At 45.7% G+C, this 13,011-nt stretch carries 5 protein-coding genes; 3 read left to right on the top strand and 2 right to left on the bottom strand.

The genetic code is table 11. The features are described 5' to 3' along the window. Together Q0230_RS09345 and Q0230_RS09340 are read right to left on the bottom strand one after the other, a co-directional pair. Positions 1-1,422, bottom strand: a complete 1,422-nt coding sequence (locus tag Q0230_RS09345) for an efflux RND transporter periplasmic adaptor subunit (RefSeq protein WP_298609706.1) — start codon at positions 1,420-1,422, stop codon at positions 1-3. Further along, positions 1,419-2,108 (bottom strand): TetR/AcrR family transcriptional regulator, encoded by a 690-nt coding sequence (locus Q0230_RS09340; protein ID WP_298609705.1) that lies wholly within the window; start codon positions 2,106-2,108, stop codon positions 1,419-1,421. Before Q0230_RS09340 ends, Q0230_RS09345 begins: the two co-directional genes overlap by 4 nt. 253 nt (positions 2,109-2,361) lie before the next feature. Here Q0230_RS09340 and Q0230_RS09335 point away from each other — a divergent pair, with 253 nt between their 5' ends. The 3 genes from Q0230_RS09335 to pbpC all read left to right on the top strand — a co-directional run bounded on the left by Q0230_RS09335 (position 2,362) and on the right by pbpC (position 12,469). Continuing rightward, positions 2,362-4,011 carry a vanadium-dependent haloperoxidase gene (locus Q0230_RS09335; protein ID WP_298609704.1) on the top strand — a complete coding sequence of 550 codons (1,650 nt, stop codon included), beginning with the start codon at positions 2,362-2,364 and terminating at the stop codon, positions 4,009-4,011. 165 nt (positions 4,012-4,176) lie between these two features. Continuing rightward, a complete protein-coding gene (locus tag Q0230_RS09330) occupies positions 4,177-10,047 on the top strand; it encodes an alpha-2-macroglobulin (protein WP_298609703.1) in 5,871 nt (1,956 codons plus the stop codon). A 22-nt stretch (positions 10,048-10,069) separates the two neighbouring features. Then, positions 10,070-12,469, top strand: a complete 2,400-nt coding sequence (gene pbpC, locus Q0230_RS09325) for a penicillin-binding protein 1C (protein WP_298609702.1) — start codon at positions 10,070-10,072, stop codon at positions 12,467-12,469. Positions 12,470-13,011 lie beyond the last annotated feature (542 nt).

The raw sequence follows: 13,011 nt of genomic DNA, 5'->3' as shown, positions 1-13,011 counted from the left end.
TTATAGCTCCGGCTTGGCTTCGCCATTATAAGGCACAGGAATCACTTGCTGACCGGCATGTACCCGTGTAGCCCCGGCTGCGATTACTGTTTGATTCGCATCTAAGCCAGACACGAGTAAACCATTATTCAAATAGCGCTCAACTTTAATCGGTTTAAGCTGAGTTTGTTTATTCGCATCGACTAGCCAAACTGCCGCTTGCTCACCTTGTTGGAACAAGGCAGTGGGTGGCAACCAAGTGACAGGCGTGCCTAAGTCTTGGCTAAAAGCTACCGTTGCCGTCATGCCCAATTTCAAAATTTGCTGAGGGTCATCCACAGCTACTTTGACAAGCCAGGTTCGATTCGCATCCGCAGCTGGGGCAATTTCACGAATCTTACCTTGTAAACTTTGATTGCTATCAGCCCATAAACGAATGCTCGCAGGCGTATCCACTTTCGCTTGTTGAATCGCTTGTTCGCCAACCCGAATCTGTACTTCATATTCACCCGCTTTCGCGACGGTTACTACCGCTTGCCCTGAAGCCACGACTTGTCCGGCCTCTACCAAAGTACGAGTGACTACGCCATTCACATTACTGGTTAAGCTGGTATAGCCCGATTGATTTTTAACGAGTTTGAGTTGTTCTTGAGTGCTATCCACTTGAGCTTGAGCACTTTTTATCTGCCCATTTAAGGCTTGGATATTCGCATTTGCTGCTGCTACATCACCTTCCGCAGCACTCACTTGAGCTTGAGTAGTTGCAACTTTAGACTCAGCGCTTTTCACTTGAGCGCGTGCTGCGGCTGCATTAGATTGCACTGATTTTAAATTCGCTTGTGCGCTTTTAAGGCGTTGGGTATTGCCATCTAAGACAGCTTGGCTAGCAAAACCTTGCTTAATTAATTTAAGCGTGCGGTTGTATTCAAGTTGGGCATTATCAACTTCTGCTTGCGCGACCCCAACCGAAGATTCGGCTGCAGCAGCACTGGATTTAGCTGTATCCACCGCACTATAGGCGGTCTCTAAGCTTGCTTGGGTGGCAATTAGATTGGCTTTGGCGCTAGCTAAACGGCCTTGAGCCCCGCTTAAATTGCTTTGTGCTGAAGTTAGGCTGCCAAGACTGGCTTGTAAGCCTGCGGCTGATTGATTCACTGAAAGCTTGGAGTCTTCATCATCTAAACGAGCCAACACTTGGCCTTGTTTAACTTCTGCGCCAATGTCCACTAAGCGCTCAATCAGTTTACCGCCAACGCGGAAAGCCAAGTCAACTTCTTGGCGAGCCTTAACTTCACCGCTATAAGTTTCAGTTTGTTGAGCGATAGTGTTTTGAGTTTGCCAAACTTGGGCGGGTCGAATCGGTTCAGCTTCGACGGTTTCTTGTTTGCAAGCAGACAGGCTGAGCACAGCCAGTAAAGCTAATAATCCTAAGACTGGTTTCATAATGAGTCATCCGCATGAGCTTGAGCAAGAAGGCCAGTGAGGAGGGTAGCTAGGCTATTACCCAAAAACTCTAAAAACTGCTCTTCCGTGGCAGGTATTTGGCAATTGGTTTCAATGCCTTGAGCCACTAAATGTTGGTGCACAGGGTTTTGTTTGATCAGTTGCCAGAGGCCTAACATTAAGGCATAGCACTGCATCATGGTGGTGCAGCTAATCTTGGGAAAATGCTGTTGCAAGGCGAGGACCGCTTTATCAATCTGCTCAGTAATGCGTAACTTGAAAGCCACACCCAGTTCGACGGGAATATGTCGCTCCATTAAGCCTAGGCATAAAGAAGCTAAAGGCATAAAAGTCGGTGAGCTTTGAATGGACTCAATCACGAGCTTGGAGAGATCTTGAGCTTGCATGGGTTCAGGTTGCTGAGCACGCTCAATAACCCGCCCGAAAAACTGCTCCATATCCCGTTCGTGCAAAGCCAGCAGCACTTCTTCCTTACTACGGAAATATAAATACAAAGTACCTTTCGCCACTCCACTCGCTTGAGCGAGGGCATCCATGCTGCTTAAACGATCGGTCTGAGTCGCCCAAAGATATTGGGCTGCATCCAAAATAGATTCACGCTTGCGCAGCTTATCTTCTGGATGAATAGCGCGTGGGGGCATAACTAACTGTCTCTGATTCTGCATAGCGAAGAGCCGCTGGAGGGAAGCATAAATGACTGCGAGTCAGTTGTCTATTATGGCTTAGTTTTGCACAGAGGTTGCTAAAACCAACTGAGGTATGCAGTACGTTTGAGTTTTTATTACGGATGCATAAGTTATTTTTATCTATCTTCTAATAGCTACCCTCTATCGTGTTGTGGATAGCTGACCTTCCACCATCTATTTAATAATTTTATTTATTAAATAATTAATTTATTATATTTGGGTGTAGAGTGTCATGAATAAATCCACAGAAATCAACTCTGTTGCTGAACCTGTAAGTACCCGCCGTAGCTTCTTGAAAAACCTAGGCTTTGCAGCAGCCTCGCTTACTTCCCTACCATTGATTTCGGGTGCTTTAAATAAAGTGCAAGCGGCAGATTTTTATTATGGCTCTACACCCTCAACGAATATCCTGACCCGCCGCAGTAAAAGTTTATCCATTCGCCAGTTTGCAGCGATGATCCAATATAGCTTGAGCATTCCAAGTCAAACCCCGAATGCAGATGAACGTTTATACAATGGCAAGATTGCAAGCTTCTCTAAAGGTTTACCGCATAATGATTTAGGTGAAGTAGATCTAGCCGCTTATGACCGTTTATTAACCGCTATTAGCTCTGGACGGCATAGTGACTATGAAGCCATTCCAATGGGGGGGAGTGTTAAATTAGCTAATCCACAAGCAGCTTTGGCTTATCAATTCGAAGGCGGGGACGCACACAGTTATGCTTGTCCACAATTCTACTCTTTATCCAGCGAACAATTAGCAGGCGAGATGGTAGAAATGTACTGGCACGCACTGGCTTTGGATGTGCCCTTTTCACAATACGGTCAAGAGCCGCAAACGGTTGCTGCAATTAATGATCTAAAACGCTTTAAAAATTATGGGAATGTAAATGCAGGTAATTTATTTCGGGTTGGTTTACCCGGGGATACCACAGGTCCTCTAATTTCCCAGTTTTTATGGCGCGATGTGCCTTGTGGGCCGTTTAACTTACAACAACGTTATAAAGTACCAGTTGCGGGTAATCTGCATATGACTAACTATGATCAATGGTTAGCGATTCAGCGAGGTGCTCCAGCTGCTACCACTACGGCTTTTGATAGCACTAACCGTTATATGCGGAATGCTCATGATCTAGCTGAGTGGGTGCATAAAGACTTTACTTTCCAAGCTTTCCAAAATGCAGCTTTGATTTTAATGGGGCTAAATGCACAACGGGATACACACCCTTATGCGAATTCAGCGAGCCAAGCTGGATTCATTACTTTCGGTGCCCCGCATATTTTGGATATGATTTCTAGAGCTGCCTATGCAGCCTTGAAGGCGGCTTGGCATCAAAAATGGCATGTACATCGCTCATTACGCCCTGAGGTTTTAGCAGGGCGAGTGCATAATCATGTGCGCGGTGCTGCTAATTACCCTTTACACACGGGCTTATTAAATTCAGCAGGCGCGCAACAGATTTTCTCTCGTTTCGGCACTTACTTATTACCCCAAGTGTACCCAGAAGGTTCGCCGACACATCCATCTTACCCCTCAGGCCATGCCACGATTGCGGGCGCTTGTGCGACGGTTTTGAAGGCTTTCTTCAATGAAGCCTTTAGCCTGAATAATAATGTGATGGTGAGTGAGGATGGTTTAAGTTTGCTGCCGTATAATGGTGCAAATTTAACGGTTGGTACTGAGCTAAATAAACTAGCAGGCAATATTGCGATTGCGCGTGATTATGCCGGTGTCCATTACCGTCAAGATGCCATTCAAGGTTTATTATTAGGTGAAAAGGTTGCTCTTAACTTAATCAGTGAATCTAAGCTGCTGTTAAATGAAGGTAATTTAACAACATTCACTTTAACTAAGTTTGATGGACAGACGGTTAATTTCTAGTTTTCCCTGACCGGCTCCCTAGGCAGTAAAGTGCTTGGGGAGTTTTCATTTCTGTTCTTAAAAACTGCACCAAAAATCCATTAAAAATATTTTTTCTAACAACAAAAGCTTAGAATGCCTGTCTAAAATAAAGGAACAATAACCTACACCTTGCGGGGATCGATAATGAAACTATTGCCTTTACACCTAAAGGCGTTGCCGCTTGCCTTGTTGATTGCAGGCAGTCTGGGCTTAAGCGGATGTGGTGATAAATCCCCATCTGCGAATACAGCCGCTGGCACGACCACCAATCCTGATACCAATACAGCTAATAATGTAGCGCCTGCTAAACCTGTGCTTGACCCAACGCGAATTGCTAATGAATTACTCGCGCAGCGCCCAAATCCCATTCAGATTCGTAATCAACCGATCAGCCTAGGTTTTCGTCAAGCGATTGTGGCTGCCGATAAGGCTGGAACTAGTGCAGATGCCTATATCAGCTTAACTCCACAAATTCCCGGCAAAGCACAATTTGATGGGACGAGTCGTATTATCTTTTTGCCGGATGCACCCTTGGCTTCGGGGCAGGCTTATACGCTCAAGCTGAAACCGCAAGGTTTACTCAATGTTGCTCCTGATACCCCCGAACTCGAGTTTGCCTTCAAGACCAAGCCGTTAGAATTAGAGGTGCAAACCAGCGGCTTAGACCCTGTGCCTGATCAAGCGAATCAGCTCCAACTCAGTGGTAAGGTCTTTAGCTCCGACTATGTTGAGCCGGATCAAATCGAAAAAGTCTTACAAGCGAGTGTACAGCAAAAACCGCTAACGATTAGTTGGGAGCATGATGATAGCGGTACCGAGCACCGCTTTACCGTGAAAGCGATTCCCCGCGAAACCTTTGCTACCGATTTGAATTTGAAATGGGATGGTAAAGCACTCAATGCGGTTGGTACGAATAGTACTGGCCAGAAAGCGTTGCCTGTTCCAAGTATTAAAAGCTTTACCGTCACTCGCTTTGAAACCCTAAGTGATCAGGCGGATGGCAAGCCTTATGTGAGTATTAGTTTCTCTGACCCACTTGATCCGCAACAAGATTTAACGGGCTTAGTGCAATTAGGTACCGGCGAAGTTAAAACCCAAATCGTGGGCAATCGTTTATTAGTCTATCCAGCCACAGAGCTAGAGCCGGGCGAGCATAAAGTGATCCTCAATGCAGGGATCAAAGCTGCTTCTGCAGAATTAGGCAAAATTGCTGAACGTACTGAACAAAGCATTACCTTAGAACCACCAAAACCAGCGATTCGTTTTGTGGGTAAGGGTAGTATCTTGCCAGATAATCAAGCAATGGAGATCCCCCTAGAAGCCCGTGGGGTGAGTGCAGTGCAAGTGACTGCGATGGAGATTTTCCCCGAAAAAATCGAGCAATTCTTACAAGTGAATGGCCTCGATGGGGATTCTGAAGCAGAGCGGGTCGGGCGGTATATTTGGCGCAAAACTATTCCATTAAATGCAGCTAATCCGAACCAATGGAATCGGTATAGCATTAATGCCAGTGATTTATTCAAAACCAAGCCGGGTGCGATGTATCGCTTAGAGTTGTCGATTGATCGCCGTCATTCAACTTTCCCTTGCCCTGCAGGCACACCAGCCCCGCAAATTCAGGATAAACCTTTAGCGAGTAGTGAAGATTATGATAGCTCTGCTGCAAGTGGCTGGGATGGTATTTCGGAATACTACGCAAGCAGCGAAAATATTGAATACGATTGGGAAAAGCGTGATGACGCTTGCACTGATAGCTATTTCAACTACAGTGATACTGTCAAAGCCACCCACAATTTCATCGCGAGTAATCTCGGTTTAATCGCTAAGCAAGATACCGTAGGCAAAGTGCATGTGATAGCTACTGACTTACGCACCGCTGCCCCTTCTGCGAATACCACTGTTAGCTTGAAAAATTTCCAAGGCCAAGTCTTAGCAACTGGAACTACGAATGCTGAAGGTTTTGCAGAACTAGCCACACCCAGTACACCCTTTCTTTTGGTCGCGCAGCAAGGTAATGACAAAGCCTATTTGAAGGTTAATGCAAATACTGCCCTCGAAGTCAGCCAGTTTGATATTGGTGGCGATACTATTAGCAAAGGCTTAAAAGGCACTCTGTATGGGGAACGTGGCGTTTGGCGTCCGGGTGATGATATTCACTTAAGTTTTGCTTTGCAGGATAAAAGTAAAACGCTGCCCCCGAATCATCCAGTGACTGTGCAATTATTTGATCCAAGTGGCAAGCTTAAGCAGACCATTACCAGTCGCCAACCTGTGGGGCCTTTCTACACCTTCAACCTGAAAACAGCGGATAGTGATCCAACGGGTGATTGGTTGGTGAAAGCGGTGTTGGGAAGCAGCACTTTCAATAAATCCCTCAAGATCGAAACCGTGCGCCCGAATCGCCTCAAGGTCGATTTGAATTATGGCGTGCCCGCTTTATTTGGTTATAAGCCTTTACCTGATGCTAAGTTATTTGCGCAATGGTTGCATGGTGGCACGGCAGGTAACTTGAAAGCGGATGTGAGCGTGCGTCTGCGGGAAAAGACCACAAGCTTTGGCACATTCAGTGATTACACTTTTGACGACCCAACCCGCAAACTCGATAGCGAAGATCAACAATTATTGGAAGGGCGTTTAGATAACCAAGGCTACCTGACTTTCAATAAAGGTTTCCAACCTGAGCAACCTGCTCCAGGGATGTTAAGTGCTTGGTTTACTAGTCGTGTGTTTGAAGATGGCGCTGGCTTTAGTATTAGCAAGCAAGAAATGGATTACTATCCCTTTGAAAATTATGTGGGGATTAAACTGCCCAAGGGTGATGCTGAGCGTAATATGCTGCTCACTGATACTGAGCATACCGTTTCCATTGGTAGCTTGAATGCGGAAGGTAAAGAAGTTTCCTTGCCGCAAGTCGAAGTCACTTTATATAAGATCGACTGGAAATGGTGGTGGGATAAAACGCCGGATTCTTTAGCTGAATATGCTGACTCTAGCCATAGTAGTAAATTGCAACAATCCGTTGTCAGTACCATCAATGGCAAAGGCGAATGGAAATTCCAGATTAAATACCCTGATTGGGGACGCTACTTAGTGCGGGCTTGTGATCTACAAGGTAAGCACTGTACTGGGAAAACTTTATATGTGGATTGGCCCGGTTGGGCAGGTCGTGCACAAGAAGAAGGTAGCGGTGCGGCTGCGATGTTGCGTTTTACCAGTGATAAAACCAATTATAAAGTGGGCGAAACTGCACAAATCCAATTGCCAGAATCCCAAGCAGGCCGAGCTTTATTGACGGTAGAAACCAGTAGCCAAATTCTTGAGCAGCGCTGGATTGAGTTCAATGGCCAACGGGGGCAAGTGAGTATTCCCATTACCAATGCGATGGCACCGAATGCTTATGTGAGTATTAGCTTATTGCAAGGTCATCAGAATAAGCAGAATGATCGTCCTTTACGTTTATATGGCGTTATTCCACTGTTGGTTGAAGATCCGACAACTCAATTGCAACCTATGATTCAAGCGGCGGATGAGTGGAAGCCAGAAAGTACGCAACTCTTCACCGTTACTGAGCAAACGGGTCGCCCGATGGACTATACCTTAGCAGTGGTCGATGAGGGTTTATTAGGTTTAACCCGCTTCCAAGTACCAGATTTGCACAAGGCTTTCTATCGCAAAGAAGCCCTTGGGATTAAAACTTGGGACTTATTCGATAGCGTAATTGGTGCTTATAGTGGCAATTTAGAGCGTATGTTAGCTATCGGTGGTGGTGACGAAGCTCAAATTGATGATGCGGCCAACAAGCCTAAACGTTTCCCGCCAGTCGTGAAGTTCTTAGGGGCTTTCCATTTAGATGCCGGTCAAAAACGTGAGCATTCTGTGGAGTTGCCTTCTTATTTAGGTGCAGTACGTGTCATGCTGGTAGCGGCTGAAGGCAATAATGCTTATGGTATGGCTGAAAAGTCAGTATTTGTACGCCAACCTTTAATGCTGCAATCTGCACTACCGCGTACTTTAAAAGTGGGCGAAAGCATTGAAGTCCCCCTGACTTTATTTGTTGCTGATGCCAATCTGAAAGCAGTCGAAGTAAAAGCTGAGGCTGATGCAGCCTTTGCCAGTGTGGGTCCCGTGATCACTGTGCCATTCACTCAAGCCGGTGAGAAAACAGCTACCGTCTTTCTCAAGGCGGGTGATAAGCCCATGCAAGGTAAACTGCGCTTCACCGCAAAAAGTGGCGATCAAACCAGTAGCCATGAAGTGAATATTGAAGTGCAAGCACCCAATTTACCAAGTGTACGCACAGTCAGTAGCACCCTTGATCCGAATGGTTCTTGGAAGAAAACCCTCACACCCTTCGGCTTAGCAGGTACGAATCAAACAAGTATTGAGTTATCACCGATTCCGAATTTGAATCTGGAGCAACATTTAGACTACTTGATTAACTACCCACATGGCTGTTTAGAGCAAACCACTTCAGCAGTCTTCCCGCAATTGTATTTGCCGAAGCTGATTAAGTTAGAGCCAGAACGTCAGCAAAAGATTGAATACTATGTGAAGCGTGCTATTGCCAAAATGGGCAGTTTCCAAGCTAGCAATGGTAATTTAATGTACTGGCCGGGTTCGACTGAAGCGAATGATTGGGCAAGTCTATATGCAGGTCATTTCTTAATCGAAGCACAAAAACAAGGCTATAACGTACCTTTAAGTTTGCTGAGTGCATGGCAAGCTTATCAAATCCGTCAAGCCCAAGATTGGACTAGTTCGGCGACTGCTGAAGATACCAGTGCGATTCAAGCTTATCGCTTATATGTATTAGCCGCTGCGGGCAAGCCACAGATGGGGGCGATGAATCGTTTACGGGAATCAGGTAAAGCCAATGAGCAAGCCCGTTGGTTATTAGCCGCAGCTTATCAACAAGCAGGCCAAACAGAAGCAGCGCAACAAACTACGGCTGGTTTAGTCGCGAATAATCTGAATGTACCGCTATCTGAAGAGACGTTTAGTCAACGCTTAGGCCAATTAGGTTTGCAGTTAGAAACTTTGTTGACTTTGCAAAGGCCACAAGATGCTGACTTGGTAGTACAGCAGATTTCAGCGGAGTTAGGAGATGGTACTAAAGCCTTTAACACCCATGACTTAAGCTGGGCTTTGTTATCCATGTCACATTATCTGACCAATATGAAACAAACTGTGACGGCTGATTATGTGATAGACCAAGGTGCAGCAGTAGCGTTGAATAGTGCTCAACCTGTGTTGAGTCAGTTATTAGCTGCTAATGACAATGCTTTCTTATTGACAGTAAGTAATAAGGGTGCGAACAAACTCTATGCTGCCTTGAATCAACGTGGTATTGCTCAAATCGGTAATGAGCAAGCTGAATCACAAGGTTTACACATTCAAGCTGAGCTATTGGATAAAGCAGGCAGTAAAGTGTGGGATGCTGAAACAGCTGATCCAAATCTGCGCCTACAACAAGGTCAAGATTATGATCTGAGTATCACGGTGAGCAACGGCACTACCCAGAATCTGAAGCATTTAGCCTTATCTGCTTTAGTGCCTTCTGGGGTGGAGATTGGTACTGCTGAGTCTGAAACAGCGGCTAAACCAGAAACCGCAGGTGAGGCTGATGCACCTCCTGCACAACCGGCCGCTAGCAATGGCTTAAGCTATCAAGATGTACGCGATGATCGAGTGCTGAGCTATTTTGACTTAGCCGCGGGTGCTAGCCAAAACGTGAAAATCCGGATGAATGCCGCTTACTTAGGCAAATACTATTTCCCTGGTTTAAGTGCAGAAGCCATGTATCAACCCGCTATGCGGGCGCGTACTGCAGGTTTACCTGTGAGTATTGTGAAAACAGCCCCCGCACCGGCTGCTCCAGGAGCTACAAGTGCGAGTGCAGAGTCAGGCCAAACTCCAACTGCAACTATTGCTGCTACCGATAAAATAGCCGCCGAAGAAGCAGAAACCGATACCAATCCTGATGCCGTTGAGGAAGAGGAAGACGCAACTAATTAATTCTATTCCAACACACTAAATCATGGCTCAACAGCCAAGCGTATTGGCTAGTGTTCAACGCCGGACACTAGCCAAGCTTCTACTCGGCGGTATATTTTTAGGCTTATTGAGCTTTGGCTTGAACTGGTGGTACTTCCACAGTCTGCCAGCCCCCTTATTTGCGAAGACTCACTCTCAAGTATTGCTTGATCGGCAAGGACGTTTGCTCAGTGCCCATATTGCAGAGGATGGGCAATGGCGCTTTCCTGCCATTGAAAAAGTCCCCGATAAATTCGCAACTGCTTTAATTCAATTTGAAGATCGGCGCTTTCGCGAACACAGTGGTGTGGATATTTTGGCGCTGATGCGTGCCAGTTATGACAATCTGCGTCAGCAACGCGTTGTCAGCGGGGCTAGCACTTTGAGCATGCAGGTGATTCGGATAGCGCGTGGTAATCCGCCGCGCACGTTATCGGAAAAGCTGGTTGAGCTATTCCGCGCGTGGCGTTTAGAGTCTGTGTACAGCAAAGAGGAAATACTACAGCTCTATACGAGTCACGCCCCCTTTGGTGGCAATGTTGTCGGTTTAGAGGCAGCGGCTTGGCGCTATTTCGCGCGTGATCCTGAGCATCTATCTTGGGCTGAGCAGGCGATGTTAGCGGTCTTGCCAAATAATCCTGCATTGATTCATCCAGGGCGGAATCGCACTCAATTACTGCAAAAACGTAATCGCTTACTCGCACGTTTATATGAAGTCAAAGCACTTTCAAAACTTGATTATGAGCTAGCGATAGCTGAACCTTTGCCTGAAGCACCCCATTTACTGCCACGCTTAGCCCCACATTTGCTGGATACTTTAGCCCTAGGTTATCCACAAGGTGAGCGCTTTCGGACAACTTTAGATGCAACGCTCCAACAGCAGTTAACTAATTTGGCACAGCGTACCGGTGAGCAATTAGCCATAGAGGGGATTCAAAACCTAGCTATTTTAGTGTTGGATAATCATAGTATGGAAACTGTCGCCTATATCGGTAATCGTCCTGACATGGATTATCGCAATGAACAAGGGCATGCGATTGATCTGATCCAACGTGCACGTAGCACTGGTAGCACGCTCAAGCCGTTGCTATTCGCTGATATGCTGGAGCAAGGTCTGATTTTGCCGGATACGCTAGTTGCCGATGTACCAGTGAATTATACCGGTTTTACTCCACAGAATTTTAATCGCCAATATCATGGGGCTGTTACTGCGCGTGAAGCTTTAGCACGCTCTTTAAATATTCCATTTGTTAACTTACTGAGTATTCGTGGTGTTGATCCCTTCTTAATGTCTTTGCGGCACATGGGTTTTCAACACATGCAGCGTTCTGCGCAAAACTATGGTTTAAGTTTAGTGTTAGGTGGTGCAGAGGCCTCGCTGTGGGAGTTAACAGTGGCTTATGCAAATTTGGCATATTTAGCGCAGGATCAATCAACTACACCAGCTTATTGGCAGCAAGGAAAGCGTTTACAAACAGAGCTGGCTACTACGGATCGAGTTGCAACTTTATCTAAGGCTAGTGCTTGGCTCACTTTAGATTCAATCTTAGGGGTTGCGCGCCCAGGTGATGAGGGTTATTGGGATAAGTTTATTAGTAGTCGGAAAGTGGCTTGGAAAACAGGTACCAGCTATGGACAGCGGGATGCTTGGGCCATCGGTACTACCCCAGATTACACTGTGGGAGTTTGGGTCGGTAATGCCAATGGTGAAGGTCGTGCCGGTTTAACAGGTACTCAAAGTGCAGCCCCGATTTTATTCAATACGTTTAACTTTTTACCACCAAGTAAAGGCTGGTTTCAGCGTCCTGATGCCCAACTTACTGATCTAAATATTTGTCGGGATGATGGCTATTTGAGTAATGGTTTTTGCGCGACTAAAACAGTAAAACTACCTAATAGCAGTCACTTTGCACGTATCACGCCTTATCATCAGCGCATTTATCTTGATTCTACACAAACGTGGCGAGTGAATAGTGATTGTGAATCGGTTGCTACTATGCAGATCCGCGATTGGTTTGTTCTGCCACCAGATCAAGCACATTACTATCAACAATATCATGCTGATTATCAGCCGTTACCAGCATGGCGAGCCGATTGTGTGGCTGAGATGGCCAATCAAATAGATGCTTTAAGCGTGGTTTATCCGCAAGAGGGAACACAAATTTATTTGCCACGAGAGATCGACGGTAAATTAGGCGAAGTCGTGTTCCGTGCCGTACCGACTCAACCCGAAGCTTTATTATATTGGCATTTGGATAATCAATTTTTAGGTACTACCCAGAGTTTCCATCAGCTAGCAGCACAACCAACGGCAGGAAAACACAGATTAGCGGTAGTTGACGAGACCGGTAATCGGGTCGAACGTAGCTTTGAAGTCTTAGTGAATGAAGCTAAATCTCAGTAAAAATAAGCAGTTAATTATAACCATTATTAGTTTTTATAAATTAATTAATAAATAAAATTAATTAAAGATTGTGTTTTTAAGCATATTGATTACAATTTTGCCTATGAAAAGTCTAGCGTTTGATCTTCGGATTCGGTTGGCGTTGCGCCACCTGTGAATTAAACCGAGCATTGCAGCACAAGGAAGACTGTTTCAGCCTCGCTAATGCCCTAGAGTACGTACCTATAGGGGTACGAGCTGGGGCAATCGCGCCGTCGCAATTTCGTACCCCTATAGGTACGTACTCTAGGGCGCGAGTCAGTGAGTCTTCCATGTACCAGGTAATAAGGTAGATCTTTCATAGAACAAGGTGTTAGCTAGCTAATACCTTGTTTGCTAAACAAAGATACGAAAATTACAAAATTAAGTTCGTTTTTTGTTTGGTTTTTCCTAAAAACTGTACTATAACTAGTAATAAGAAAAGTCTAGCGTTTGATCTTCGGATCTGGTTGGCGTTGCGCCACCTATGAGTTAAACCGAGCATTGCAACACAAGGAAGACTG

The organism is uncultured Thiothrix sp. (assembly GCF_937876535.1).
GTDB lineage: Bacteria > Pseudomonadota > Gammaproteobacteria > Thiotrichales > Thiotrichaceae > Thiolinea.
Note: the sequence above shows the minus strand (reverse complement) of the source record. Positions and strands in the feature narration are given on the sequence as shown.